The sequence below is a fragment of the Microbacterium sp. ZW CA_36 genome, assembly GCF_044987475.1.
Classification (GTDB): Bacteria; Actinomycetota; Actinomycetes; order Actinomycetales; family Microbacteriaceae; genus Microbacterium.
In genome coordinates this window covers 1-26,810 of sequence record NZ_JBJDRL010000019.1, presented here as the reverse complement: position 1 = coordinate 26,810, position 26,810 = coordinate 1, and the positions used below count along the sequence as shown (strand labels likewise).

Sequence of the window (26,810 nt, the reverse complement as noted above, 5' to 3'; positions counted from 1 at the left end):
GCCCATCTATCGACATCTGTCAATATCGACTACCCTCGATATATGACCACCGTGCTCGAGGTGACCGACGTCACCGCCGCCGCCTGCTGCGCGCCCCTGGTGCGCGAACCACTGACCGCGGCGGAAGCCGAGCAACTGGCAACGACCATGAAAGCACTGGCTGACCCCGCACGCCTGCGCCTCCTGTCGATCGTGGCCGCATCCGAAGACTCGGAAGCCTGCGTCTGCGACCTGATCGAGCCGGTCGGCCTTTCCCAGCCGACGGTGTCGCACCACCTGAAGATCCTCACCACCGCCGGCTTCCTGACACGCAGCAAGCGCGGCACCTGGGCGTACTTCAAGCTCGTTCCGGGCGCCCTCGACCGTATCTCCCAGCTCCTCGTCGCCTCGTGAGCCGCGCCGCGCGCGCCACCGTGGGCGAGTTCCTCGGCAGCGCGGGGCTCGCCGCCGTCGTCGTGGGGTCGGGCATCGCCGCACAGCGGCTGTCGCCCGGCGACGTCGGACTGCAGCTCTTCGAGAACGCGTTCGCGACCGCCCTCGGGCTCGCGGTGCTGATCCTGGTGTTCGGCTCCGTCTCGGGCGCCCACTTCAATCCCGTCGTGACGGTCGTCGACATCCTCCTGCATCGCCGCAGCTGGTCGACGGCGGCGAGGTATCTACCCAGCCAGGTACTCGGATGCATCGCCGGCGCCGTGCTCGCGAACCTGATGTTCGCGGAGCCCGCGGTCAGCTGGAGCACCACGGACCGTTCCGGATGGAACCTCTTCCTTGCCGAGGCGGTTGCGACGGCGGGTCTGATCCTCGTGATCTTCGCCCTGGTCCGCACCGGCCGCGGCCACCTTGCGGCACCCGCTGTCGGCGCCTACATCGGTGCGGCCTACTTCTTCACGTCATCCACGAGCTTCGCGAACCCCGCCATCACCATCGGCCGCATGTTCACCGACACGTTCGCGGGCATCGCACCGGTGTCCGCACTGCCGTTCATCGCCGCACAGCTCGTCGGTGCGGCCGTGGGATGGGGTCTCGTCCGCGCGCTCTTCCCGGTGGCGGTTCCCGAGCCGGTCGTCGCGCACGGCTGATGCCCACGCACCCCCGATCCCCCACGGGACTGGCGGCGCTCGCCTTCACGCAGATCGTCGCGTGGGGAGTGCTCTACTACGCCGTCCTGGTGGCGGCGCCCGCGATCGCCGATGACACGGGGTGGGGCGACGAGGCGGTGTTCCTCGCCATCACCGCCGGCCTCTTAACCTCGGCCGCGTGCGCCATCCCCGTCGGGCACCGGCTCGACCGGCATCCGCGGCGTGTCATGGTGACCGCCACCGTCGTCGGAACCCTCGCCCTGCTCGTCGCGGCCGCCTCTCCGACCATCTGGGTCTTCACCGCCGCGTGGATCGTCTGCGGGGCGGCGCAGTCCGGGGTGCTGTATCAGGCGGCATTCACCGTGATCACGCACCGCTACCGCGCGGCGCGTCGCGGCCCGCTGACGGTGGTCACCCTCGCCGGCGGGCTCGCGTCGACGATCTTCGCACCGCTCACAGGCTGGCTCGTCCTCCAGGTGGGGTGGAGGATGTCGTTCATCGTGCTGGCGGTGATCCTCGCGGCGGTCGCGCTTCCCACCTACGCCCTCACCGTGGAGAGTCGCTGGGAGCACGTCGAGGAGGGGCCGGCCGGGAACGGCGCCGCTCGACGCGTTCTGCGCTCGATGCGCTTCTGGATGGTCGCCGGCTCGTTCGCTCTCATGTCGTTCTCGCTGTACGCGGTCACCTTGTCGGCCGTCCCCGCCAACGTCGAGAAGGGGATGGATCTGCAGACAGCCGCCTGGGTGCTCGGGCTCATCGGAGCAGGACAGGTGCTCGGCCGGCTGCTCTATCTCGCCATCCCCCACACCGCCCCGGCGTGGATGGCGGCGACCAGCGTCGGCGTGCTCGGCGCGGGAGCACTCGTGGCCTACGGCATGGTGGAGGGCCCCGTCGCGATCCTCACAACCGCCCTCATCGCGGGAGCGATCCGCGGTGCGCTCACCCTCGTCCAGGCGTCCGCTGTCGCCGATCGCTGGGGACCGGCGTCGTACGGCAGGATCAACGGCGTGCTCGCCGCACCCGTGACGGCGCTCACGGCGCTGGCGCCGGCAGCGGCCGCACTGCTGGCGACGGCGCTGGGTTCGTACGCGACCATGACGTTCGCGATGGCGGCCGTCTGCGCCGTGGGCGGAGCGCTCGCCATCCGGCGGTAACGCCGCAGGTCAGCGGTGATCCGCCTCGGCGAAGCGCACACGGGCGTGGCCGATGTCGGCCCGCCAGCCCCGGCCATCGAGATCGTCGGTGCGCACGCCGAGGAAGAGCCCGGTGAAGCGCAGTCGCGGGCCGTGATCGTCCGACAGCTTCCAGGCCGGGAAGTCCCCTGGCACCGCATGCCACTCCCCCGTCTGCTCGGCCCACGCGAAGGTGAGCCTCGGGCCGGCGAGCGAGACGCGCAGGCGCAGCGGCCCGTCCGGGACGACGATAGGAGCCGAACGAATGCTCACGCCGTCGCGCTGCACCACACGGAGATGCCGTGCGTTCTCGGCGTCGTACGTGAGCTGCAGCCAGATCCATCCGGCCCGGTCGTACCAGGCGATGACCCCTGCCGCCTCGCGAGGGCTCCGCGGGTCGGCGTCCATCAGGATCTCCATCTCGGCCTCGTGCTCCTCTACGCGCGTGAGGATCATCGACTGGTCGAAGACGGAGGCCGGCGAATGACCGCCGCGCAATGCCAGCCACCCCGGCCGCGCCGAGAGATCGGCGACCGCCGGCGGCAGGGGCGCGCGCAGCGTCGACCAGCGGACGGAGTCGAGCACGGGTCCGTCGAAATCGTCCACCCATTCCCGAGGCGCAGGGGCGGAGTCGTTCCCGGCCTCGGCGCCCTCCCACCCGACCGCGACGTCGGCGTGATGCCCGCCGCCGACCAGTCGAAGCCAGCCCGCGTCGTCGAACTCGACGCGCTGGAGGCACGTCTCCCGTCCCAGCGTGCTGTACCGCTCGCCGAGATGGAGGATGGGGCGGCTGGCGAGATGCACGAGGACCCAGTCCCCCGCCGGGGTCTGGACGAGCTCGCCGTGCCCCGCCTTCTGCAGCGCATGCCCTGGGGCGTCGCGGGTGGTGAGCACCGCCTCGCGCGGATCACGGTCATATGGTCCGAGCAGGGCGCGCGATCTGGCGAGCGTGATGCCGTGGTTCCAACCGGTGCCCCCGGCGGCGATCAGGAGGTAGTACCAGTCGCCGATCCGGTACAGGTTGGGGCCTTCGACCAGGCCCTCCTCGCGGTAGAGCAGAGTCGTCTCTCCGGCCGTGCGCTGCTCGTCGGGCAGGTACTGCTCGAGCACGAGGCCCGAGAACGACGGATGCTCCGGCCTGTGGTCCCACTGCACCCCGACGATCCAGTGCGTTCCATCGGGGTCGTGGAAGAACGAGAAATCGAAGCCACGGGAGCCCAGGTGCACCGGCTCGCTCCACGGCCCCGCCACCGAGCTCGCCGTGACGAGGTAGTTGTCGATGTCCTTGTCGTCGCCGTCCATGGTGCGCACGACGGAGTACGCCAGCCAGAACAGGCCGTCCGCATACGACAGGCTGGGTGCCCACACGCCTCCCGAGTCCGGGATGCCGCGCAGGTCGAACCCGTCCTCGAGCGCGTGGCCGATGGCCGACCAGTGCGCGAGGTCGGTCGAGTGATGCAGGCGAACAGCCGGGTGGTACTCGAACGTGCTCGTAGCGATGTAGTAGTCCGGTCCGACGCGCAGGATCGACGGGTCCGGGTTGAAGCCGCGGAGGATGGGATTCCGGAGAGCCGGCACATCGGCCCCCGGCAGACCGGCCCCGCTCACGGCTGCATGGGGTGGGCGAAGGGCCGGCCGGCCGTGAACCGCTCGACCTCTGCGAGAGCAGCCTCGCCGAGCCGGCGCAGCTCGCTGCCCATCGACCCGGCGAGGTGAGGTGTGAGGAAGACGTTGGGCAGGGTGTACAGCGGATGCCCCGGCTCGAGGACGTCGGGATCGGTGACATCGAGGATCGCGCGCAGCCGACCGCGCTGCAGCTGCCCGACCAGGGCCTCCTGATCGATGAGAGCACCCCGTGCGGTGTTGATGACCGTCGCCCCGTCCGGAAGCGCCGCGAGCACGTCGGCCGAGACCATCCCGATCGTCGCCGGCGTCTCGGGAGCATGGATCGACAGGATGTCGCTCCGCGCCGCCAGCTCACGCAGATCGGCGACGAGCTCGGCGCCGATACGGTCGGCGGTCTCGACGCTCGCGTAGGGGTCGAAGAGCAGTACGTCGACATCAGCCTCGGCGAGTCTGTCGATGACCAGCGAGCCGATCGTGGAGGCGCCGACGATGCCGATGGTCGATCGGTAAAGCCCTGTGCGGGGGAACTCGGCCTCCCGATCGATGAACCGCTGCTCGGCGCAGTACCTGCGTGACGCCCAGAAGGCGTCCTTCGCGGCGAGCGTGATCATCGCGACGGTGAACTCGGCGACCGGGATCGCGTTGGCGGCTCGCGCCGACGACACCAGGATGCCGCGTGCGGTGGCCTCTTCATCGAGGAAGCCGACGCCGCCGCCCCAATGCACGATCGCACGCAGCGACGGGAACCCGTCGAGGCCCTCGGGACCGATCGAGGTCACACCCCAGCCGGTGATCAGCAGCTCCACCTCTGAGCGCGAGGCAACATCGGCGATCGAGGTCACCGACCGGGTCGTGTCGATCTCGACGAGCTCCTCGAGCCGTGACCTCTCGGCGTCGCCGAACACGAAGGGGACGAGCGCGGGGCTCATCAGCAGCGCTGCTCTCATGCGTTCAGCTCCTCGATGCTCCAGGCCTCGCGCCACTGCAGGTACGGATGCCCGTCGTCGAACCGCAACGGCAGCCAGACCGCGGGCGATTCGGCCAGGTCGTCGGGGGTCCAGCGGTCTCCGATGTACACGAAGCCGTCGCCGACGGGCGCGACGACGCTCACCTGCGATTCGAACGTGTGCGCGCCGGGCGGAGCGATCGGCTGCCAGTCCGCCCACGGGCCCGCGAGCGAGTCCGCGCTGGTGCACATGTTGTCGTTCATGCTCCAGCCGGTGAGGTCCGAGCCGAAGAGGTGGTAGCGCCCTTCATGGCGCACCACAGTGGGTGACTCGTAGCCGATGTCGGGCTTCGCCTGCTGCCGCAGGGTCGTCACGATCGAATCGACTCCGAGATAGTCGTCACGCAGGCGATAGATGTGGAGCCCATTGTCACGGTCCTCCGACAGCAGGTATCCGACGCCGTCCTCCTGGAACACGCCGATGTCGCGGCTCAGGTTGCCGAGCGGGCGCTCACTGCGCACGTACTCGTAGGGGCCTTCGGGTCGATCGGCCATCGCGTAGCCGACGCGCGCAAAGGCGTAGTCGCCGCTGTCGACGTGCAGGAACATGACCCACCTGCCATCGGGTCTCCGCAGCGCCTTCGGGCGCTCGATGATCCGGTGCGGGGCGATGTCGCCCTCGGCGGCGATCAGTGCGTCGCCCTCGAAACGCCAGCGGGCGAGGTCGATCGACGAGTAGCAGGCGATCGCAGTGAACCGGTCGCCCGCCGTCTTGTCCTCGCCCCACGCGAACCAGCGGTCGCCGATGCGCTGCAACCCGATGCCGTGCAGCTGCGCCGTCCTGCCGCGGTCGTCGACGAAGACCCGGCCGGGCAGGATGAAGCCGGGCTCAGCCACGACGCACCTCGAGCACGCGCGCTCCCCAGCCCGCGGGTGTGGCCACGGACAGGCCCTCCGACGTGGTCGCGAGGCGCCACGCGGAGCCGTCGGCCGACGCAACGGGGAACAGCACGTCGACGTCGCCCGACACATCGGGCAGTGTGAACGCCGCAGGCGCGGCATCCCGGTCCCAGACGAACAGGAGGTCGCGCGAGCCTGTGCGCAGCCCGAGACACACGGTCGGCGCGTCCCAGGCGGGAAGACCCAGCGGCCAGAACGGCGTCGCCCCGGCGAGGTCTGCACGAATCGCCTTGTGCAGCGCCACGGCCTCGGCGACTCGATCGCGCTGCTCGGGACGCAGCTCTTCGAGGAATCCCGACAGGTAGAGCCGGCCGCTCAGACCGGTCACGAGCGTGAACGCCGTCTCGTCGTCGCTCATCTCGGACGACGGGTACGCCCAGTTGCCGCACTGCTCGGGAAGGATGGATGCCGGCGCCGACGCCGCGATCGGCGGGTACAGGCGGAAGTCCTGCTGGTCGCTCGTCGACTGCAGGTGCGTGACCGCGAGCAGTGCGTAGTCGGCACGCATGGCGCCGGAGCTGCAGTTCTCGATGCGCAGCGACGGATGCCGCTGCTGCACGCGGACAAGCCATTCCCGGAAGGCGCGGGTGTGAGCGAGCAGGCCGTCGCCCGCGGTGGTCGCGTTGCGCTCGGTGCCGGCGCCCGGGTTGATGTTGTAGTCGAGTTTCAGATAGCGGATGCCGTATTCCTCGACCAAGTGGTCGACCGTCGCATCGAGGTGGCCACGGGCGGCAGGATGCCGGAAGTCGAGGTGATAGCGGCGGTCCTCCTGCACCCGCCGGCCGAACCGCTGGAAGAAGGCCTCGTCGGGAAGCCGAGCGGCTGCCGGACTGTCGACGCCGACGACCTCCGGCTCGAGCCAGAGTCCGGACGACATCCCCTGCCGGTGGATCTCGTCGATGACCCGGCGCAGGCCTCCGTCGCCGAAGCGGGTGGTCGCTTCACGCCACTCGCCGACGGTGGACCACCAGTCGCCGATCGCGGGATCGGCGAACCAGCCCGCATCGATGCAGAACACCTCCGCGCCTGCCGCGGCGGCGCCCCGGATCAGCGGCAGCAGCTCCTCGGTCGTCGGCTGGCCCATGAGCGTGTTCATGAAGTCGTTGTACACGACCGGCAGCGCCTCACCCGCGGCATCACGGCGGAGCCAGCGGCGGTAGCGCGTCAGTTCGGCGATCACGCCGTCGCGGGCGTCGGCGGAGACGGCCACGGCGACGGGCACGGCAGTGAAGCTCTCTCCCGGGAGCAGTTCGTGGGCGAACTGGTGCTCCAGGTCGGTCGGACCCAGCAGCGACAGCACGCCGCCGTTGCGGGTCTGCGACAGATCGGCGTGCCAGCCTGCGCTGGTCTCGATCTGCCAGGCGAGCGCCTCACCGTCACCGCGCACGAGATATCCGCACGGCAGGTGCTCGCCGCTCGACCACGCCCCGTGGCTCGTGACGCCGGCGTGCCCGCGCCCGTCCTGTCCGTGCAGCGGCAGCGAGATGTCGGGCAGCAGCTCCCGCACGGGCGTCTCGCGCCATCGGTCTTCCGCGAGCCATTCGCTCGCCGCGCTCCCCCAGGTGACGCCGTCGAGGTCGGTTCCGGATCGGCCGATGCCGATCGTGCCCGACGAGATCGCCGTCAGCACGATCGGTTCGCGTCCCGCGTTGCGCACCTCGCTCTCGATCCGCAGGGCCGTCGTTCCCTGCGGAGCCGTGATGGTCGAACGCACTTCGAGCGCGCTCACCGCATCGGTCTGCACGATGACCGCCCGCGCGGCATCCCCGTCGGACGTGACGTGCGAGCCCTGCACGCGCAACCGCTCGCCGACCGCCGATCGCCAGTACGCCTGGCTCGTGCGGCCGCGCTGCTCTGCGGATGTGTGCACCTCGATCAGTCCGACGCCAGCGCGGCCCACGTGTGTGGACGAGGTCATCACCACCGACAGCGGAGCGTCGACCGACCAGTGGAGTTCGAACGCGCCGACCCGGGCACGGAAGGTGGTGAGAGCTGCGCCGTGGTCTTCCTCCAGAAGGGCATCGAGGGCGATGGGCTGCGGGGCGGTGTCGGTCACGGAGTCTTTCTCGTCTCGTCGTTCAGCGGAAGGCGCAGGGCGTCGTTGCAGATGTGGATGCCGACCCCCAGCAGGGCGGGAAGGAACATCGCCAGCGCTGAGCCGACGACCGGCAGCGTCATCGCCCCCATGCCGAGCCCGACCAGGAGCAGCCAGCTCAGTGCCACATGGGGTCGACGTGCGATCGCCTTGACGGCGGCCGTCGCTACATCGAGCGGCGGGTGCTCGGACCGCGATGCGGCGACCGTGCAGATACCGACCATGAGAACCAAGACGAGGGCGGCGGCACCGACTGCGAACAGCAGCATGGCGTCGGAGGGTCCGAAAAGCGCGACGTCGTACGCGAGCAGCAACGTGACGACGACGACGGCGAGCGCGGCCCACGCGAGCGTGCGGCAGGCTCGGACGAACGACGCCCAGAAGAGACGCCCGGCGCGCGCCTCCGCTCGCTCGGCGAGCAGCCGCCGCGAGCTCCGTATCAGCGCGTACACCGCCGGAACGACCGGGAGCAGCGACAGGGCACCCAGCCACAGCGCCACGTGCGTCGGCTGCCAGCCCACCAGCGCCAGGAAGGCGAACGTGGGGACGAGGCATCCCCAGAACGAGACGGACACCAGGAAGTACTGGAAGACGGTCAGCACCGCCGTGGCCAGCGGGCCCTCCAGGGCGGCGAGCCCGCGAAGGCGACCGAGGGCGCTGACCGGCTTCGGCGGGGTCTGCGCGGTCATCCCTTCACCGCCCCGACGGACATGCCCTTGATGAAGTAGCGCTGGAAGGCCGCGAAGATCGCCACCGACGGGATGATCGCGAGGATCGCTCCGGTGTAGATGAGCTGCCACTGGGACGTGAGCAGGCCCACCATACGGTTGATCGCGACGTTGATCGTGCCGGCCGACGAGGAATCGAGGAAGACCAGCGGGATGAAGAAGTCGTTCCACAGCCCGAGCGCCTGGATGATGACGAACGCCGAGGTCACCGGCAGCAGCATCGGGAACACGATCGACCAGAAGGTCCGCAGGCGCCCGGCGCCGTCCATGTTCGCGGCTTCCTCCACTTCGATCGGGATGCCCTTGATGAAGCTGCAGTACAGCAGGATGCCGAAGCTCGCCGCTCCTCCGAGATGCACCAGGACGACGCTGGTCAGGGTGCTGTAGAGGCCGACGTCGTCGAATCCCTTGACGAGCGGGATCATCCGCACCTGGAACGGGATCATGAGGCCGGCGATGAACAGGATGTACACGAGGCGCGAGGTGCGGCCCCCGACACGTTCGATGCCGTACGCGGCCATGGGCACGATCGCGATGAGCAGCACCACGGTCGCGACGGTGATGATGAGGGTGTTGACCAGCGCCTCGCCGTAATCGGTCTGCTGGAACAGCTGGATGTAGTTGTCCAGCGTGAACTGCGTGGGAAGACCCATCGGATCCATCGTGATCTCGGCGTAAGACCGGAATGAGTTCAGCAGCGCGTAGATCACCGGACTCGCGACGATCAGCACCAGCACCGCGAGCACGACCATGACGACGATCTGGCCGACGGTCAGCTTCTTGCGCTTCGGCCGGCGGCGCACCGGCCTCTGCGGCGAGGTGACGAGCAGCTCGGTTTCGGTGCTCATGCCTGGATCTCCCTCTTGCGCATGTAGGCGTTGGCCGCGACGGTGCTGACGATGACCACCAGGAACAGCACGATGGCGGCGGCGCTGCCGAATCCCGCCCGGTACTCGCCGAACCCGACCTTGTAGATGAAGAACGCCATGGTCTCGCTCACGAACCCCGGACCGCCGGAGGTGAGCACCATGACCTGATCGAAGATGGTCCATCCGGCGATCATGGCCAGCGTCATGTTGACCGTCACCGCCCCGGCCAGCATCGGCCAGGTCACGTGGCGGAACACCTGGCGGCTGTTGGCGCCGTCGATGCGAGCCGCCTCGATGAGGTCCTGCGGCACCGACTGCAGGTTGGCGAGGTAGATGAGCGTCGTGTTGCCGCCGAGGGTGAAGCACGTGATGAAGAGGATGACCCCCACCACGATCGTGCTGTCGCCCAGCCAGTCGCGCGCCCAGTCCGGCAGACCGATGTCGCGCAGGAACATGTTGACGGCACCGAAGTTGTAGTTGAGCAGGTACTTCCAGATCGTCGCGAGGATGAAGGCGCTCACGAGCGAGGGAAGATAGACGGCCGTACGGAACAGGCCTTGCCAGCGCCCGACCTTGTCGAGCATGAGAGCGACGCCGAGCGAGATCGCATTGATGATCACGGCCGAGCCGAGCCCCAGGATGAGGGTGTTCTTGACCGCGTTCCAGAAGCGGCCGCTCGCCAGGATCTCTTCGTAGTTGCGCGTTCCGACGTAGGCGTAGTCGGGGCTGATGCCGTCCCAGTCGGTGAAGCTGAGCTGCAGCGACTGCAGCGACGGGATGATGACCATCAGCAGGTAGATGACGAGCGCGGGTGCGATGAAGCCGAGCATGGCCCAGCGCACCGAGCGGAAGCGCCGCGTGCGCCGCTTCTCGGTGTCGGGACCCCGGGGAACGAAGGGGACGTCGTCGGCGGCGCCACCGGGCGCACCGTCGAGCGGGCCTTCTCCGGTGAGGCGGACCGCGGTGCCGACCACCTGGGTCTGCCCTTGCAGTGCACTCTGATCAGTCATGGAGGCCTCCTCGGCTCCCGGATCGCGGTGCCCGGGCGTCGCCGGGCACCGCGTCACGTGTGGGTCAGCCCGCGGCGACCGTCTTGTCGAATTCGGCCTGGACCTTGGCGATCGTGTCGTCGATCGAGGACTGGCCGTCCTGCATCTCGATGCGCGCCTGACGGAAGAACGTGTTGAACGCGCTGAAGGTCGACAGCGCCGAGACGTTCTCGTACCAGACGAGGTTCGGATTCTCGAGCAGCGCGAAGTAGTCGGCCGCACCAGGGATCGAGGTGTTCCGCTCCACCTCGTCTGCCGCGACGATGTTGGGTGCGAGCCAGCCGTTCTCCTCCATGAGGTTCGCCGTGTCGACCTGGTAGAAGAACTCGAGGAACTCCGTCGCCGACGCGTACTCGGCATCGTCTTCGGCCGCCTGCGCCGAGATCGCGAGGCCGCCGGCGGTGTCGCCGTTCACGGCGTTCTTGAGCACGTTGATCGAGCCGTCCTCGGCCGGGACGATGAACAGCCCGGCGTTGAAGTCGGCATCGACCTTGTTGATGTCGTTCAGACGCCCGATGCCGGCGGAGGACGTGGCCATCACCGCCATGTCGTTCACGAGGAGGGTGGTCGTCTGCGCGTCGGCGGTCGACTGCCAGCCGTCGAGCACGTACTCGTTCGTGATGTCGAGGAGCTCCTGGAGCGGCTCGCGAAGGTCGTCGATCGTCGCGTCGCCGTTCTCGGCAGCCGTCCAGAACCCGCCCTGGTCGCCCCATTCGGCGAAGTACGGCGCGGCGAGCTGCTTCCAGAGCTGATCGCTCGGCCACACCTCGGCCGCGGCGGTGGCCAGCGGAGCGTCTCCGTTCGCGGCGATGTCGGCCATCAGATCCAGGAAGTCGTCGTACGTCTCGGGGACGTCGAGGTCGTTCTCCTCGAAGTAGTCCTTGTTGTAGACGATGTTGAGGCCGATCTCGCCGTTCAGGGCGCTGTACGGCACGGTGTAGACGTTTCCGTCGGATGCGGTCCCGACCGCCTCGGGCTCGATGAGCTCGGTCACGGACTCCGGAATCGGAGCGAGCTTTCCGGCATCCACATAGGTCAGCGTGTCGCGCATGTCGACGACCGCGGGCCAGTTGCCGGTCGCGTCCATCGTCTTGAGCGCCGTGGCGTAGTCGCTGCCGGCCGGAAGCGGGTCGAGCTGCACGGTCGTCGTGTCGCTCTGCTCGTTGAAGGACTCGACGACGGCGTCGACCACCGCGTTCCAGGTCTCATCGCCCGTGGCGTAGAGGAAGCGGATGGTCGTCTTCTCGGCGGCTGAGCCGCCGTCCTCGTCGCCCGAGCTGCTGCAGCCCGTCAGCGCCAATGCGGCCACAGCGATGCCGGCTGCGCCGGCGATCCACGGCGAACGGCGGCCCATGCGGGCACGCACTCCCGCCCGCGTCGTTGCGTTGTGCATGTGATCTCCCTTGATTCGTGCTGGAACGTTTCCGTCTCGGAGAGAGTACCCCAAAGTGGACAACGTTTGCCACTACTTGTCGAAAGCGCTTTCCGCCTCTGCGCCGAGCGGTCCACGGCGGCGCGAATGCCCGACCCGGTCAGGCCCTGATGAGCGGGGTCCCGTGCAGGATCGGCGTCGCCGTGAGGGCGATCTCCTCCACCCCGGGCGCGTGCTCGTCCAGCACCAGGCCGAGGGCTGCGCCGCCGAACTCTTCCAGCGGCACCTCGACCGTGCTGAACTCGGGAAGGACGTCGCCCAGCATGGGCACGTGGTCGAAACCGGTGACTTCGATGCCGGCGAGGGAATGCGGCGCCAGCTCGCGGAGCCGGGCGATGACACCGACGGCCATCGCATCGCTCATCGCGGCGATGACGTCCAGGTCGCCGATGCGGTCGCGCAGCAGATCCGCGGCGCGGTAACCGCCGTCGCGCGAGAACTCGGTGTGGACGATGTCCCGCTCGTCGATCACGATGCCCTGCGCTGCGAGGCCCTCGACGAAGCCGCCGACACGCTCCAGAGCGGTGATCTCGCCGTCCGGCCCCGACACGATCGCGAAGCGTCGCTGACCGGCGCGCGCGAGCCCCTCGGCGAGCAGGCCGGCCGCGCGACGGTTGTCCACCGTGACGGTGGGAAAGCCCAGGTCGTTGTCACCGATGACGACGATCCTCGCGCCGTGATCGCGCAGCACCATCAGCTGCTCCTTGACCGATGCCTCCCGCGCGGAGTCGGTCGTCCGGCTGGTCGCCATCACCACGGCGAGATGACGCTCGCCGCGGAGCTGCGTCAGGATCTCGAGTTCGCGTGCGGGCTCATCGCGGGTGGTGCGCACGGCGACCGAGATGCCCCGCTCCTCGGCGGCGTGCATCATGCCGGAGATCATCGTCGCCGATCCGAAATCGTCGATGTCGCCGACGATGAAGGCCACCGTCCGCGAGCGACCGCCCTTCATGGTCTGGGCGGCGGGGCTGACGGAGTATCCGAGCGTGCGCGCGGCTTCCTCGACACGGCTCCGCAGCTCCGCCGAGCCGCTCTGCCGGCCTCGAACACCTCCGTTGAGCGCGCGCGAGGCTGCCGGGACCGAGACTCCCGCCAGCCGCGCGACGTCGGCGAGCGTGGCAGGTTTATCGGTTTTCGACATGCTTCTCCCCGATCCGGTTGATGAGGTAACGCTATCCAGGTTTCTGGACACCGGCCTCGACCGACGATCGGAGAGCCGTCAGGTGAGCTGCCCGCGCGGCGCACGCTGCCCGCCGCGCGCACACGCGCATCCGGCCCCGGTGCATTCCGCACCGGGGCCGGAGGCCGTCGATGTGCGTGGATCAGGCGGCTCGCTCGAGCCCGTCGATCGCGGCGGCGAGCGCCGCGGCGGCGGCATCGATCACGGCCTGGTCGGTCTCGGCGGCATCCACCAAAGTATGCGCGACTGCTCGCGCCTCGGCGTACCCGGACCAGGAGCCGGGCGTCCATTCGGCCTGCGTCAGATTCTTGGTCTCGTCGAGGTAGAGAACGAGCGCGCTGCGATCCGCCGTGCTGGAGATGAGCTCCACCTCTGCGAGATTCGTGTTTCCCGAAGTGGCGAACACGCGGACGGCCGTGGTCGCCACAGGAGCACTGAGGTCGATCCGGTTCCAGCCGTCCGTCGCGCCGGTGACAGTGGCGAACGTCGTCCACGTCACGCCGCCATCGGATGACCCTTGGAACTGAATCCCCTGAGCCCGTGACGCGAACGTTGCGCGCGGTGCGAAGCGCACGCCCTCGACGGTGAGCTCACGCCCATCGGTGGGCACCACGCTCACCCAGCCCGACGCGGCGGTCGTGTCGGTGAAGGTGGCGAGATCGCCGTCGAACATCGCCCAGCCGTTGGCGGCGGCGTCTCGCTTGCCGTCCCACGAGCGCGTGCTCGCCGTCACCCAGCTCGTCGCGACGTCGACCGTGTCGAAGGGCGGTTCGCCGAGCAGGTCCCACGCCTCGTGCAGCCGCGCGACGAGCGGGACGGTGTCGGCGTCCGGCTCCCCCGCCGCCGCGGTCACGGCGTCGAGCTCCCTCTCGAAGAGCACGACGGATGCCCGTGAGTACCTCGACAGATCGGCGGCGCGCGCCTCGGCAAGCTGGTCCTCGAGCGTCACCTCCGTGCGCACGCCGTCGATGCGGAAGTCCGCCTGGGTCCAGATACCCGGGTACGCAGGATCGGTCGGCGCACCGGGTTCGTCGATCTGCAGCCGGATGTAGCGGTAGCGCTCGCCCTGCACCTCGTCCCGAACGTCGATGTATTCGACCGCGGCGTCGCTGCCCTCGTTCGGACGCTCCGTGAGGAGGGTCCACGAGACGGCGTCGTTCGAGCCGTACACGTTGGTTCCCTCCGAGCGATTGGCGAAGGTGTCGCGTGCCAGCAGACCGAACCGATCGGCCTGCACACGGTAGCCCGCCCCGAAGTCGAGCTCGACGGAGTTGTCGCGCCGATCGCCCCAGGTGGTCTGGTTCGACCCGTCCACGAGCGCGCGCAGTGTCGTCTGCGAGAGCTCGGGTGAGGTCACCGTCAGCGAGTAGTCGAGCGTTCCGTCGTCGAGGCGAGGATTGAGCAGGTCGAGCTGCGCCACCGCGAGCCGGAGGTCCTCGAGGAGCGCCGCAAAGGTGGGAGCGTCGGCGGCGAGACCCGCGCGTGCGGCCGACACGGCCGCCGCCACAGCCGCCCAGCTCGCGGAGGTGTACCGCGCGGAGTCCTCCAGGCCCTCCAGCGTCTCGGAGATGGCCCCGTCGCGGTCCGCCGCGACGGTGACGGCGACGGACAGAGTGGTCGTCGCCTCTCCGTCAGCGGCGACCACGAGGAACTGCTCCTCGCCCGCAGCTGCCGGGGTCCAGCTGAACACGCCGTCGGCGCTGATGCCCGCTGCGCGCGGCGCGCCCTGCAGCGACAGCGCACGGTCGGAATCGGCATCCGTCACCGTGATCGGCCGGGCGATCGGCTCGCCGGCGACGGCGACGAACGCGAGGTCACGTCCGTCGGCGAAGACCGGCGGCGTGATGGTGCGGGCGGCGTCGGCGACGACGCCCCCGACGTCGACCGGCGACTTCGAGTCGAGCGCACGCAGGAAGAGGATGTGCTGCCCGACGGGCTTGCCCGCCGCGACCGCCTGCCCGACATCCGCCCAGACCGTCGTCCACTCCCCCTTCGTGTCGGGCAGCGCGATGGCCGCGAACGGCTCGGAGGTCGCTGTCGCAGAAGCCTGCAGTGTCGCCCGTCCCTGGGTGCGCACGCGGATGCCGACGAGCGATGTCGCGCCCGTGCTCCACACCATCCGGCGGATGGCGACGACCGCGTCGCCGCGGTTCGGGTTGAGGCGCGCGATCTCAGCGCCGTCGTCGTCGGTCAGGAGTTTGGTGCCCCGCCCCACGGCGAACCCGTACTTCACAGGGGAGACTTCCGCCGATGAGGCCGGCTGCGGCACCTCGATGTCCTGTGCGGCCAGCTCCGAGGGGAAGGCGAGCCACGACTCGGAGTCCGTGAAGTCGGAGCCGCGAGGGTTCCAGAAGTTCTCGATCGCAGACCCGTAGTAGTAGAGCGGACCGTCGGACCGCTTGTGCAGCAGCGCGAGGTGGGGTGCCTCCGCTTCGACGTCGACGCCCTCGATGTAGGTGTACTGGTAGTACAGGTCGCTCATGAGGTCCCGGAGGCGCCCCCGGTAGGCCTGCGACAGCGTGCTCGCGCCCCCCGATGTGTCGACGAAGGGCGGCTCGCCGCCCATCATGAACTCGGCGAAAACGTCGGCGCCCCTGAGGAGCCGATCGTCGAGGAAGCCGTACGGCGAAACGGCGTCCTCGGCCGTGGAGATGGTGCCCGCGACGGGGTCGAGGCGCGTGCCCTGGTTGTTGACGATGCGCGCGGCCGCGCTCAGCGTCGTGATGTCGCCCTCGGCATGCGCCTGATCCCGTGCCATCTCCAGGAGCTCGACGAAGTCCTCCCCGTACGGATTGATCGGATCGTCGGCGTCGATCGACCGGATGAGCGAGGCCAGCCCTCCGTTCACGTCTCCGCCGTTGATCGTGTGCTCGCTCTCGTAGGTCGAGTTCACCGAGAACCACTCGACGCGCTCGGCGTAGAGTTCCGCGTCGTCGAGGAAGATCGCGGCGGCGATCATGCCGAGCACGCCGTAGGTGTGCTGGTTCCACAGGCGATTCTGCGAGAACAGGAACGTCTCGAGGGTGGGGCGGACGAGGTTGTCCTCGGCTCGCTGCTGATCGCGCTCGGTCCAGCGCAGGTCGTATCCGTCGAGCGTGGCGTTCGCCGGCTCGGTGGCGCGGACGATCTCCGCCGCGGTCACGAAGTAGTACAGCGGAACGCCGGTGTGGATGTGTGCATCCGCGAAGTAGGCGTAGGCGGCGGGGTCGAGGCTGCTCCAGGTGCGCAGCACGTGCAGCGCGTTCGCGCGGTACACCTCCTCGCCGGTCGCCGCGTACATCACCGCCTGCGTCAACGCACCGAGGCTGTCGTCGTGCGCGCGGGAGCGCATCGCGACCTCGTTGTAGGAGTTGTCCTTCGGCTGCTCGTCCGTCGCGCCCTGGTTCTGGGCGACGTAGGTGCGGGAGGCGTACTTGGTCTGAGCCATCGCCGCGTAGTAGCTCGTCCAGGGCTCGGCACCCGCGGCGAGCTGCTCCTGGACGTTCCGCAGCTGATCGGCCGTGACGCCGATGCCTGGATGCTGGAAGCCCTCGGGGCTGACCGATTCGACGATGTCGGGAACCGTCGGCGCTTCTGCGGCAGCTGCGCTCGTCGGTACGGCGGCGAGAACGGAAAGGCCGATCGCCGCGGCCACGAGAACGCCGATCCCCCTCCGTCCGCGCTTCGTGGTGGTGTGCTTCGGTGTACGCAGCATCGCGTCGTGCCCTTTCCTCGAGGTCCTCCGCTCGCGTCTTCGCTCGCGGGAGTCCACTCCGGTCTTGAGTGGATAGCGTTTGCCATGGAGAGATTGCCATGCCTGCTCGACATCGGCAAGCCTTTTCCCGAGTTTCCGAGGTCGATCGGGCGCCGAGGTCGCCGCACGGCCCTTCGACCGAGGACTCGGCGGCCTGTCAGCCGCCGAGTCCTCGCCGCAGCGCGACGAGTCCGTACTCGAAGGCGGCGTCGACGTCGCCGCCGAGGCGGAACGCACCGGCGAGCTCCATGTGGATGAACCCCGTCGCCCATGCCGTCACCAGGCGCGCCGCGTCCAGCGCATGCTCCTCGCCGGCGATCACCGCGGCGCTGTCGACGATGGTGAGACCCGCGCGGGCGAGCAGCTCCGGGGGCGCCGCCGTGGCGAACATCAGGCGGAACCCCTCGGGGCGGCTCTGCGCCAGGGCCCGGTACGCGCGGGCGAGCCCTTCAAGAGAGCGATCGGATGCCTCGAGCCGGGCCGCCAGATCGTCCACGGTCGCCGCCGCCACCGCCTCGATGAGCGCGTCGCGATCGCGGACCCGTTTGTAGAGCGACGGCGCACGCACGCCCACGCGGTCCGCGACCCGCTGCATCGTGAGACCCGCGGGCCCGGACTCCTCGAGGAGATCTCGTCCGGCGGCGATGATCTCGGCGTACGACGTGCGCTCCGGCGTCGGCATGCGGCTCCCCCTGGATGGCTATTGACATTAGCCATGATAGCTACGTATCGTAGCCTTGCCAACCCCGGAAACCCTCACTCCCCCCGAAGGATGCGCCATGAAGCTCGCACCGCACCTGCACCGCATCGGCAACGACATCGTCGCCGCCTACCTCGTCGTCACCGACGACGGGGTCACCGTCGTCGACGCGGGTCTTCCCGGTCACTGGAAGGACCTCGTGCGCGAGCTCGGCAGTCTCGGCCTGACGCCTGCCGACGTGAAGGGCGTCGTACTGACCCACGGCGACAGCGACCACATCGGGTTCGCCGAGCGCCTGCGCCGCGATCACGGCGTGCCTGTCTACGTGCACGAAGCCGACGCCGAGCGCGCCCGCACCGGCGAGAAGCCGAAGGTCGCCACCGGCCCGATGAAGCTCGGCCCGACCCTGGGCTTCTTCGGCTACGCGCTGCGCAAGCGCGCCCTGCCGACGACGTACGTGTCGGAGGTGGTCGAGGTGCATGACGGCGACGTGCTCGACCTCCCCGGCTCCCCCGTGATCATCGGGATGCCCGGTCACTCCCCCGGCAGCGTCGCCGTGCACGTGCCCCTCGTCGATGCGGTGTTCGTCGGCGACGCGCTCACGACGCGTCATGTGCTCACCGGTCACGAGGGCATGCAGCCCGCACCCTTCACCGACGACCCTGACGAGGCCTCCGCGTCGCTCGACCGCTTTGCAGGCATCTCGGCGTCGTGGGTCCTCCCCGGACACGGTGCGCCCTGGCAGGGATCCCCGGCGGATGTCGCCGCCGCTGTCCGCAGCGGAGCGGCCTAGCCGAGCGGACCGAGCCGAGCACGCCGCAGCGGAGCGGCCTGATCGGCGCGACCGAGCGGAGCGGCCTGAGCCGCTCCGCTCCGCAGCGGCTCGGCGGATCAGACCGGCCGGGCCGCCGCGAACAGGTTGGCCGGGTCGTATGCGAGCTTGAGCTGACGCAGGCGGGCCCACGCCGAACCGAAGGCGAGGGCGCGGTCGGCACCCGGCGCGTCGATGAACGTCAGCGCGAGCGCGTCGGCGTGCCACGGCTCGAGCGCGGCGACCCCGCCGCGGACAGCAGCCGTGGCAGCGGGGCCGGCCTCAGGCACCGGCACCATCGCGATCGAGTGCACCAGGTAGTCACCGTCGAGCGATGCGATGGCGCCGCCCCCGGCCGGCCGTCGTGTCACGGCGCCACCGAGGTGCCGCACCTCCTGCACGAAGATCCCCGGAGTCCCGGCCGCCCCGACGAACGCGTCCACGGCCTCCGCCGGGAACGAGTCGAGCATCGCGTGCCAGGTCAGTGACGGGGTCGGCTCCGGCGGGTCCATATGGACGCTGACGAGCGCCGGCGCGGGGATGCGTGCGAACGTGTCGATCTCGGGCTGCAGCGCGCGCAGCGATGCGAGCAGAGCGGATGCCGCGGTATCCGCCTCTTCGATCGCCCCGTCGATGACGACCACCGAGCGTCCCGACAGGAAGGGCGGAAGCTGGGGCATCGGCGGGAAGTTCATGATCCGCAGCGACGTGGTCGCGGTCTCCGGCGCGGAGCGCGTCCACCGCGCCCACGCGTGCGAGACCTCGGCGGCCTGAGATGCGTCCCACAGGAGCATGCCGGCGAAGACGTCGGCGAAGGGCAGCAGGTCGATCTCGATCGCGACGACGACGCCGAACGCTCCGGAGCCGCCGCGCAGGGCCCAGAACAGGTCGGGGTGCGCGTCCTCGCTCGCCCGCACGAGCGTGCCGTCGGCCGTCACGACCTCGACGGCGCGCACCGCATTGACGGCGAGGCCGTGTGCACGGGCGTAGAACGAGAGCCCGCCGCTGAGCAGATACCCGACGACCGACACGTCGCCGGCGCTGCCGTGCAGTGCGGTGAGACCGTGGGGCGCTGCAGCGTCGAGCACATCGTTCCAGAGCGAGCCGCCGAGCACGCGGGCCGTCCGGGCCACGGGGTCGACCGCGACGCCGCGGAGGCCCTTGAGCGATACGAGGACGGTGTGCGCGAGATCCGTCTCGGCGAGCGCCCCGGCAGCATGGCCGGTCGACTGCGGCGCCACACGGAGCCCCGACAGGGTCGCGGCACGCACGACATCGACGACATCGTCGGCTGATTCCGCAAGCGCGACGGCGAACGGATGCTGCGCCACGGCGACGTTCCACGGAGTTCGCGCGGCGTCGAAGCCGGCGTCGCCCGGGAACAGCACGCGGGCGCCGAGCGCGGTGCGCAGTTCACCGGCGGCGGCGCCGATGGCGGCGCGGGGGACGTCGATGGCGAGGTCGTTGAGGGACATGGGTGGGATGCCTTTCGCTGAAGCGTGCGCGACGGATCGTCGGCACGACTCGTCAGCGCGCCCGCGCTTCCGGCGCGGGCCACCCCACCAATGAGCCGACGGCGCTCTCCCAGATACATGGGAAGCGCGGAAGTCCTCAGCTCTCGAAGTCCTCGGGTTCGACCTCGTCGAGGAAGCGCTTGAACTCGTCGAGACTCTCTGACGCGTCGGTCTCGGTGAGCACGTCGGGAACGCCGGCCTCGGCCAGGACCTCGTCCGCCACCCACATCGGCGCCCCCACGCGCGAGGCGAGCGCGATGGCATCCGACGGCCTCGCATCCACGATGCGATCGCCGAGGGGGGTGGAGATCGTGATCTCGGCGAAGAAGGTGCCTTCTTCGATGCGGGTCACCTCCACCCTCGTCGCCGACGCGTCCAGTGCGGCGAGCATCAGGCCCATCAGGTCGTGCGCGAGCGGGCGTGGCACATCCGCGTTCTCCACCGCGACGAGGATCGAGGTCGCCTCGAGCTGCCCGATCCAGATCGGCAGCACGAGCCCGTCGCCGGGAAGCTGATCCACCGGCTTGAGCAGCAGCACGTGCTGCCCCGAGGCGTCGAGGGCCACGCCGGCCACGCGAACCTGAACCATGACGCGCCTCCTCCCGCCGCGGCATCCCCCGCGTGATCTTCTGTCCGGCCATCGTAGGCACGGCGTGCGCACCCGGGACAGGGGGTGCGCGCGCCGGCATACGCGGGTGGCCTCACACGACGGGGACCGGGACGGTGCTCGTCGTCGCGGGCGCCGCCCGCCGCGGCGGACGCGCCGCGATGCGGGCCCGGCGGGCGGCGACGGCGGCCAGAGCCATCACGACCAGACCTGCGCCCGAGATGACCGCGCCGATCCAGACCGGCGCCGTGTAGCCGAGCCCCGCGCTGATCCCGACCCCGCCGGCCCACGCGCCGAGCGCGTTGCCGATGTTGAAGGCGCCGATGTTCGCGCCCGATGCGAGCGTCGGGGCGCCATCGGCGTAGTCCATGACGCGACTCTGGAGACCTGGAACCGTGCCGAAGCCGAGCGCCCCCATCAGCACGAGCGCGACGATGGTGGCGACCTGCGAACCGGCGAGGAGCGCGAAGGCGATCAGCACCACGACCAGGGCGGCGATGAACGCGATCAGTGTCAGGTCGAGGCGACGGTCGGCCAGGCGTCCCCCCAGCCAGTTGCCGGCGACGAGGCCGGCGCCGAACAGCACGAGCAGCCACGGCACGGCGCCCGCGGTGAATCCGCTCACCTCCGTGAGCGTGTACGCGATGTAGGTGAACGCGCCGAACATGCCGCCGAACGCCAGCACGGTCACCGCGAGCGAGAGCCACACCTGCATCGAGCGGAACGCGCGCAGTTCGCGGCGGAGGCTGATGGCCTCATCCGCGTCCTTCGCGACGGGGACGAGGGCGGCGATGCCCACCAGGGCGAGGATGCCGATGCCGGCGATGACCCAGAAGGTCGAGCGCCACCCGAACTGCTGCCCGAGGAAGGTGCCGAACGGGACGCCGAGCACGTTCGCGGCGGTCAGACCGGTGAACATGATCGCTATCGCTCCCGCGCGCTTCTCCGGCGCGACGAGGCTCGCTGCGACAACGGAGCCGATCCCGAAGAACGCACCGTGAGACAGAGCAGCCAAGATGCGGCCGGTCATCGCGATGCCGTAGTCGGGGGCGAGTGCGGTGACGACGTTGCCGGCGATGAACAGCACCACCAGGCCGAGCAGGACGGGTTTGCGCGGCAGTCTGATGGTGGCGGCGGTGAGCCCCAGGGCCCCTGCGACGACGCCGAGGGCGTACCCCGAGATGAGCCAGCCGGCGGCCGCCTCGGTGACGGCGAAGTCGCGCGCGACCTCTGGCAGCAGGCCCATGATGACGAACTCGGTGAGTCCGATGCCGAAGGCGCCCATGGCGAGCGCGATGAGTCCGAGTGGCATGAGGGTTCTCCTGTTACACTGAGCGATAGTTGCACACGCGGGATATTGCAGGTGCGGGATAAATAGTTGCACACGCGCACTATGTGCGCAAACAATCATGCAGCCGCATCGATCCACGAAGGAGGACTCATGGGCATCGCCGACGACGCGGTCGAGGTGCGCGCCCAGGGCTGGCGCACGCTCGCCGCCCTGCACGGGCTCATCGACGCCGAGCTCGAGCGCGGGCTCGCGGCATCCGTCGACCTGTCGGTGGTCGAGTACACCGTGCTCGACGCGCTGAGCCGCCAGGACGGCTGGCACATGCGGATGCAGCAGCTCGCGCGCGCCACCGCACTCAGCCCCAGCGCGACGACGCGCCTGGTGAACCGCCTCGAGGATCGCGCCCTCATCGCGCGCGTCCTGTGCGCCGACGACCGGCGCGGCATCTACACCGAGCTCACCCCGGCAGGGCGCGAGCTCTACGAGCGCGCGCACCCCATCCACGACGAGACGCTGGCACGCGTGCTTGCCGCAGCGGCCGAGCAGCCCGAGCTCGCCCCGGTGGTGGAGGTGCTGGCCGCGCTGACGCCCGCTCCCGTCGCCGCGCCGTAGGTCGTCAGGGGCCGATCCGGCCCGAGGGTGCGACACGCCTGATGAAGTCGCGCAGCAGGAGATTGACCTTCACCGGGTCGCGCGCCTGAGGCAGGTGCCCGCCGCCCTCGATCACGACGAGGTCGCCGCCGGTCAGATCGGCGGCGATCGGACCGCGCAGCGGGTTCTGGCACATGTCGAGCGAACCCGTGATCACCAGCACCGGGCAGCGGACCGCCTCGCAGATCGCGCGGGATGACGCGATGTCGGCGGCGAGGTAGGTCGACGCGTACTCGAGGATCAGCATGTCGGCCCCCGATCCCATCGACCAGTCGACGCAGTCCTCGAGCTGCTTGGTCGAATGAGGCTCGGGGAACATCTGCCCGAAGAAGAACTCCGACCAGTCCGCCCAGTCCTGCTTCCAGTAGTGGCGGTTCTGCTTCTGCCAGCCCTCGTACGCGTCGCGGGGCTCGTCGTAGTCGAACGCGATCCGGTGCGGCAGCGGCTCGGTCAGCCGCAGACCCGGGTTGATCGCGCAGGCGCCGAGCACCCGCTCAGGTCGCTGCCCGGCCATGATCAGGGAGTGCCCGGCGCCGGTGCACACTCCGACGAGCACCGCCTGCTCGGCTCCGACGGCGTCCAGCACCGCCCACTGCCCTGCGATCAGTACGGGATCGTCCATCTGATCAGCCGACACCGGCGTGCCGCTCAGCCCGTTGCCCGGCGGGTCGCTCACGACCACGCGGAAGTGCCGCGCCAGGAAGGGGATCTGCGCCTTCCACGCCCGGCTGTGAACGATGACGTCGGGCATGAGCAGATACACCGTCGGCGAGCCCTCGCCGTACACCTCGTAGTGGACCGCGACGCCGTCGCGGTCGACGACGCCGGTGGCGGTCGGCTGCAGCGCGCGCATCAGACCAGCTCCGCGAGCAGCGCCGCGGCGCGCGCCGCGCCGTCCGTCTCGACCGGGCGATAGTCCACCTCGCGCGTCACCTCGGCGACCAGAGCCTCTGCGAGCACCGCGGGATCACTCGCCTCCGCGTAGCGGAGACAGCGGCCGGCGCCGTAGCGCTCCAGTCGGTGGCGCACGTGGAAGTTCTGCTCGAAGTGGTTCTCGAGGGGCACGTAGAGGAAGGGACGGCGGGCGGCGGCGAGCTCCATGCAGGTCGTCAGGCCGCCCTGCACGACGGCGACGTCGCACGCGGCCAGCGCGAGGTACAGGTCCGGGACGAATCCGCGCACCCGCGCGCCCTGTCGCCGCGGCAGCGACGACGGATCGATGCGCGGTCCGGTCACCACGAGGAAGCGCAGCGCCGGGAGCTGCCGCCTCGCGAGAGGAACGGCATCCATCACCCTCTGCAGGAGCGCATGGCCGACGCCGGAGCCGCCGACGGTCACGATGCAGAGCACGTCGTCGGGCCCGTATCCGAGGCGGGCGCGTGCTCGCGCGCGCTCCTCCTCGGTCGGTGGCGTGAAGCCGGTGACGTAGTCCGCGAAGTCGTAGTGGGCCTCGGTCCACTCCCGGATGTCGGGCAGTCCCGGGCCGAACGAGGCGTCCACGATGTCGTCAGGGCTGCCGACGAAGATCGACCGGTCGCGGAGCCGCCGATACCGCGACCGCTGCTCGAGCATCTCGGCGTTGTAGTCCGCGGTGAGGGCGGCCTCGGCATCCCCGCCGCTCGGCATCGGCAGCCACCCCACGAAGTCGGTCATCCACGCGAACGCGAAGCGCTTGAGCTCGGGGTTCTCGTGCAGGAAGTAGTCGACGTCCCATGCCTCGTCGCCGATCACGAGGTCGTAGTAGGTGTCGTCGACGACGTCGTTGAACACCATGAAGTTGTTCACGAGGATCTCGTCCATCCGGCGGATCGCCTGGAAGGCGTGCAGATCGTGGTCGGCGGACTCGTCCTCGATGTGGGCGGACTCGTTCGCGAGAAGAGCGGATGCCGGGTGCACGCGTTCCCCGGCGTCCGCCAGCACCCGGGTGACCGGGTGCTGGGCCAGCCAGTCGATCTGCAGATCGAGGTGGAGGCGTCGCAGCTCCTGCGCGATCGCCACGTCGCGTCGCGCATGGCCGAGGCCGATCGGCGAGGAGAGGAACAGGGCCTTCCGCGGGCGGCGCTGCGCCCGGACCCAGGTATGGCGGTTGCCCATGGCGGCCATCCCCCCAGTCTGCCCCTCTCGCCGCGCGCCGTCAGGGCCGTGCTTCGATGACGCGATTGAACGGCGTCTCGGCGACGGTGCGGAACCGGGTGAACCCGGCCGCCGAGGTCACATCGCGGATCCGGGCCGGCCCGGCTTGGGTGCCGAGCGCCAGGCCGACGTCCTGCGACAGCGACGACGGCGTGCACAGCAGCGTCGAGAACCCGTAGTACGCGCGGCCGACGGGGTTGAGGTTGTCTTCGACGTGGTCGCCGGCCATCGGCTCGACGATCATCCATGTGCCGTCGTCGGCGATCGCGTCGCGCACGCGGCGCGCGGCCCCCACCGGATCGCCCATGTCGTGGAGGCTGTCGAACATCGCGACGAGGTCGTACCCCCGGCCGCCGAACTCCTGCGCCGAGGCGACCTCGAAGCGCACGTTCTCCACTCCCGCCTCCGCTGCCCGGGAGCGCGCCGTCTCGATCGATTCGGCGTGGTAGTCCGAGCCCACGAACGTGGAGTTCGGGAACGCCTGGGCGAGCAGGATCGTGGACGCCCCGTGGCCGCAGCCCACGTCGGCGACGAGTGCGCCTGCATCCAGCTTCTCCTTCACTCCGTCGAGCGCCGGGATCCACGAGTCGACGAGGTTGGCGTGATAGCTCGGGCGGAAGAACCGCTCGCAGCCGAGGTGCACGTCGGCGCCGTGCTGGTGCCAGCCGTAGCCGGCGCCGCTGCGCGCGGCATCCACGATGTGCTGCGTGTCGTGGACGGTTCCGAGGGCGATCTGGAAGAAGCCGGGAAGGAAGGCCGCGCTGTCGGGGTCGGTCATCGCGACCGCGTGTTCGGCGGGCAGCGTGTAGCGCCTGGTCGCCGGGTCGTAGGTGACGTAGCCGCCTGCGGCCTGAGCGTTCAGCCACTCACGTGCGTACGGCTCGGCCGTCTGCGTGCGCTCGGCGAGCTGCGCCGGCGTGCTCGGACCGTGGTCGGCGAGGTCCCGGTAGTACCCGAGCTTGTCGCCCATCACGACGAGTGCGGCGTTGAGGGTCGCGCCGACCTCGTCGACGGCGCGGAACACGAAGTTCATCAGCTTGTCGGTGTCGATCTGTGTGGGTGGGACGGTGAGAGACATCAGCGGCTCCTTCGGTCGGTGGTCCGCGGTGGAGATGCCTCAAAGGTAGGCAGCCGGCCCCTGGCACCGCATCCGGGGACCCCCCTAGTCCGGGACGCGGTCGTAGAATCGGGCCATGCTGGTGGGTCGACAGGCCGAGCAGCAGGCGATCGATCGGCTCGGGGCTGCGGCGCGCCTGGGGACGAGCGGCGTGCTGGCTGTGCGTGGAGAGGCCGGCGTCGGCAAGACGGCGCTCCTCGAGGACGCCGTCTCGCGCCTCGACGGGATGCGCGTGCTGCGGGCGACCGGTCTGGAGTCCGAGCGCGAGATCCCCTTCGCCACTCTGCTGCAGCTGCTGCGGCCGGCGCTCGGCGCTCTCGACGGCATCCCGCCGATGCAGGCCGACGCCATATCCGCCGCTCTCGCCCTCCCCGGCGCCTCGGGCCCCGCCGATGGGCGTGACCGGTTCACGATCGGCGCGGCCGTGCTGAGCCTGGTCTGCCGATACGCCGAGGACGGACCGGTCGCTGTCGTCGTCGACGATCTGCACCTCGCCGACGAGCCTTCCTCGAACGCGCTCGTCTTCGCCGCGCGGCGGCTCGCCGCCGACCCTGTGGTGATTCTCTTCGGGGTGCGGAGTCCGGAAGGGGACGATCTCGTCGCCGATCTGCCGTCACTCGCGTTGAGCGGGGTGGATCTCGACTCCGCCCGGACGATCCTCGAACACGCTCCCGGCGACGTGTCCGATGAGCGGGTGCGCCTGCTCCACCGCGCCACCGACGGCAATCCGCTCGCGATGCTGGAGCTGCGTGCCGCCGACCTCGATGTGGTCGAGAGCATCGAGACCGGTCTGCCCCTGCGGGTGCCGCGTGCGGTGATCGACGCGTTCGGCAGACGGCTCGCCGGATTGGATGCCGGCTGCCGTGCCGCGCTCCTGGTGGCCGCGGTGTGCGGCGCCGACCTCCGTTTCGTCGCGGACGCGTGCGAGGCGTACGGCGTGGATGTGGCAGAGCTCGACGCGGCGGACGACCTCGGTCTGATCGCCGTGCGCGACGGGCGCATCGCATTCCGGCATCCGCTCCTGCGCGCCGCGGTGTACTCGGGAGCGTCCGCGCACGCGCGCCGGGCCGCGCACCGCGCCGCTGCCGACGCCGCACCGTCGGGGGACGTCGACCGC

At 70.0% G+C, this 26,810-nt stretch carries 23 protein-coding genes; 6 read left to right on the top strand and 17 right to left on the bottom strand.

What is annotated here, in order from left to right; translation table 11 throughout:
- Positions 1 to 42 precede the first annotated feature (42 nt).
- The 3 genes from ACI3KX_RS10265 to ACI3KX_RS10255 are packed head-to-tail and all read left to right on the top strand — an operon-like array spanning position 43 to position 2,233.
- Complete coding sequence (locus ACI3KX_RS10265) at positions 43 to 393, top strand: metalloregulator ArsR/SmtB family transcription factor (protein ID WP_363353832.1); 351 nt, start codon at positions 43 to 45, stop codon at positions 391 to 393.
- Positions 390 to 1,079: an aquaporin gene (locus tag ACI3KX_RS10260; protein ID WP_404909635.1), complete on the top strand. Its 690-nt coding sequence runs from the start codon at positions 390 to 392 to the stop codon at positions 1,077 to 1,079. The genes ACI3KX_RS10265 and ACI3KX_RS10260 overlap by 4 nt, the downstream gene beginning before the upstream one ends.
- A complete protein-coding gene (locus ACI3KX_RS10255) occupies positions 1,079 to 2,233 on the top strand; it encodes an MFS transporter (RefSeq protein ID WP_404909634.1) in 1,155 nt (384 codons plus the stop codon). The genes ACI3KX_RS10260 and ACI3KX_RS10255 overlap by 1 nt, the downstream gene beginning before the upstream one ends.
- A gap of 9 nt (positions 2,234 to 2,242) precedes the next feature.
- Here ACI3KX_RS10255 and ACI3KX_RS10250 read toward each other — a convergent pair whose 3' ends face one another.
- The 11 genes from ACI3KX_RS10250 to ACI3KX_RS10200 all read right to left on the bottom strand — a co-directional run bounded on the left by ACI3KX_RS10250 (position 2,243) and on the right by ACI3KX_RS10200 (position 17,551).
- Entirely contained in the window at positions 2,243 to 3,859 is a 1,617-nt protein-coding gene (locus ACI3KX_RS10250) for a family 43 glycosylhydrolase (RefSeq protein ID WP_363353838.1), read from the bottom strand.
- On the bottom strand, positions 3,856 to 4,824 hold the full coding sequence (locus tag ACI3KX_RS10245) for a hydroxyacid dehydrogenase (protein WP_404909633.1): 969 nt from the start codon (positions 4,822 to 4,824) through the stop codon (positions 3,856 to 3,858). The genes ACI3KX_RS10250 and ACI3KX_RS10245 overlap by 4 nt, the downstream gene beginning before the upstream one ends.
- Positions 4,821 to 5,720 (bottom strand): family 43 glycosylhydrolase, encoded by a 900-nt coding sequence (locus ACI3KX_RS10240; RefSeq protein WP_404909632.1) that lies wholly within the window; start codon positions 5,718 to 5,720, stop codon positions 4,821 to 4,823. The genes ACI3KX_RS10245 and ACI3KX_RS10240 overlap by 4 nt, the downstream gene beginning before the upstream one ends.
- Positions 5,713 to 7,839 carry a glycoside hydrolase family 36 protein gene (locus ACI3KX_RS10235; RefSeq protein ID WP_363353844.1) on the bottom strand — a complete coding sequence of 709 codons (2,127 nt, stop codon included), beginning with the start codon at positions 7,837 to 7,839 and terminating at the stop codon, positions 5,713 to 5,715. Before ACI3KX_RS10235 ends, ACI3KX_RS10240 begins: the two co-directional genes overlap by 8 nt.
- Positions 7,836 to 8,567, bottom strand: coding sequence for a hypothetical protein (locus ACI3KX_RS10230; protein WP_363353846.1), 732 nt, complete (start codon positions 8,565 to 8,567; stop codon positions 7,836 to 7,838). Before ACI3KX_RS10230 ends, ACI3KX_RS10235 begins: the two co-directional genes overlap by 4 nt.
- The gene (locus tag ACI3KX_RS10225; protein WP_404909631.1) at positions 8,564 to 9,454 is read right to left on the bottom strand and encodes a carbohydrate ABC transporter permease; all 891 of its coding nucleotides are present in this window, start codon (positions 9,452 to 9,454) and stop codon (positions 8,564 to 8,566) included. Before ACI3KX_RS10225 ends, ACI3KX_RS10230 begins: the two co-directional genes overlap by 4 nt.
- Positions 9,451 to 10,485 (bottom strand): carbohydrate ABC transporter permease, encoded by a 1,035-nt coding sequence (locus ACI3KX_RS10220; RefSeq protein WP_404909630.1) that lies wholly within the window; start codon positions 10,483 to 10,485, stop codon positions 9,451 to 9,453. Before ACI3KX_RS10220 ends, ACI3KX_RS10225 begins: the two co-directional genes overlap by 4 nt.
- Before the next feature lie 64 nt (positions 10,486 to 10,549).
- A complete protein-coding gene (locus ACI3KX_RS10215; RefSeq protein WP_404909629.1) occupies positions 10,550 to 11,917 on the bottom strand; it encodes an ABC transporter substrate-binding protein in 1,368 nt (455 codons plus the stop codon).
- A 139-nt stretch (positions 11,918 to 12,056) separates the two neighbouring features.
- The gene (locus tag ACI3KX_RS10210; RefSeq protein WP_404909628.1) at positions 12,057 to 13,097 is read right to left on the bottom strand and encodes a LacI family DNA-binding transcriptional regulator; all 1,041 of its coding nucleotides are present in this window, start codon (positions 13,095 to 13,097) and stop codon (positions 12,057 to 12,059) included.
- A gap of 181 nt (positions 13,098 to 13,278) precedes the next feature.
- Positions 13,279 to 16,830, bottom strand: coding sequence for a discoidin domain-containing protein (locus ACI3KX_RS10205; protein WP_404909627.1), 3,552 nt, complete (start codon positions 16,828 to 16,830; stop codon positions 13,279 to 13,281).
- Positions 16,831 to 17,026: 196 nt separating this feature from the next.
- Positions 17,027 to 17,551 (bottom strand): TetR/AcrR family transcriptional regulator, encoded by a 525-nt coding sequence (locus tag ACI3KX_RS10200; protein WP_404909626.1) that lies wholly within the window; start codon positions 17,549 to 17,551, stop codon positions 17,027 to 17,029.
- A gap of 97 nt (positions 17,552 to 17,648) precedes the next feature.
- Here ACI3KX_RS10200 and ACI3KX_RS10195 point away from each other — a divergent pair, with 97 nt between their 5' ends.
- Entirely contained in the window at positions 17,649 to 18,362 is a 714-nt protein-coding gene (locus ACI3KX_RS10195; RefSeq protein ID WP_404909625.1) for an MBL fold metallo-hydrolase, read from the top strand.
- Between the two features lie 98 nt (positions 18,363 to 18,460).
- Here ACI3KX_RS10195 and ACI3KX_RS10190 read toward each other — a convergent pair whose 3' ends face one another.
- From ACI3KX_RS10190 to ACI3KX_RS10180, 3 genes are all read right to left on the bottom strand, one after another.
- Complete coding sequence (locus ACI3KX_RS10190) at positions 18,461 to 19,855, bottom strand: FAD-binding oxidoreductase (protein WP_404909624.1); 1,395 nt, start codon at positions 19,853 to 19,855, stop codon at positions 18,461 to 18,463.
- Between the two features lie 136 nt (positions 19,856 to 19,991).
- Positions 19,992 to 20,483, bottom strand: a complete 492-nt coding sequence (locus ACI3KX_RS10185) for a bifunctional nuclease family protein (protein ID WP_349428329.1) — start codon at positions 20,481 to 20,483, stop codon at positions 19,992 to 19,994.
- A gap of 112 nt (positions 20,484 to 20,595) precedes the next feature.
- Positions 20,596 to 21,813 (bottom strand): MFS transporter, encoded by a 1,218-nt coding sequence (locus ACI3KX_RS10180; RefSeq protein ID WP_404909623.1) that lies wholly within the window; start codon positions 21,811 to 21,813, stop codon positions 20,596 to 20,598.
- Positions 21,814 to 21,942: 129 nt separating this feature from the next.
- Here ACI3KX_RS10180 and ACI3KX_RS10175 point away from each other — a divergent pair, with 129 nt between their 5' ends.
- Complete coding sequence (locus ACI3KX_RS10175) at positions 21,943 to 22,404, top strand: MarR family winged helix-turn-helix transcriptional regulator (RefSeq protein WP_404909622.1); 462 nt, start codon at positions 21,943 to 21,945, stop codon at positions 22,402 to 22,404.
- A 4-nt stretch (positions 22,405 to 22,408) separates the two neighbouring features.
- Here the strand turns inward: ACI3KX_RS10175 and ACI3KX_RS10170 are convergent, their stop codons facing one another.
- Genes ACI3KX_RS10170 through ACI3KX_RS10160 form a run of 3 tightly spaced genes read right to left on the bottom strand, consistent with a single transcriptional unit; the run spans position 22,409 to position 25,654 of the window.
- Entirely contained in the window at positions 22,409 to 23,296 is an 888-nt protein-coding gene (locus tag ACI3KX_RS10170) for an alpha/beta fold hydrolase (RefSeq protein WP_404909621.1), read from the bottom strand.
- Positions 23,296 to 24,546, bottom strand: coding sequence for a glycosyltransferase (locus ACI3KX_RS10165; RefSeq protein WP_404909620.1), 1,251 nt, complete (start codon positions 24,544 to 24,546; stop codon positions 23,296 to 23,298). The genes ACI3KX_RS10170 and ACI3KX_RS10165 overlap by 1 nt, the downstream gene beginning before the upstream one ends.
- A 31-nt stretch (positions 24,547 to 24,577) precedes the next feature.
- Positions 24,578 to 25,654, bottom strand: a complete 1,077-nt coding sequence (locus ACI3KX_RS10160; RefSeq protein WP_404909619.1) for a class I SAM-dependent methyltransferase — start codon at positions 25,652 to 25,654, stop codon at positions 24,578 to 24,580.
- A 115-nt stretch (positions 25,655 to 25,769) separates the two neighbouring features.
- On the opposite strand from ACI3KX_RS10160, the gene ACI3KX_RS10155 reads away from it, so the two are divergent.
- A partial coding sequence (locus tag ACI3KX_RS10155) for an AAA family ATPase (RefSeq protein WP_404909618.1) occupies positions 25,770 to 26,810 on the top strand: 1,041 nt, incomplete at its 3' end.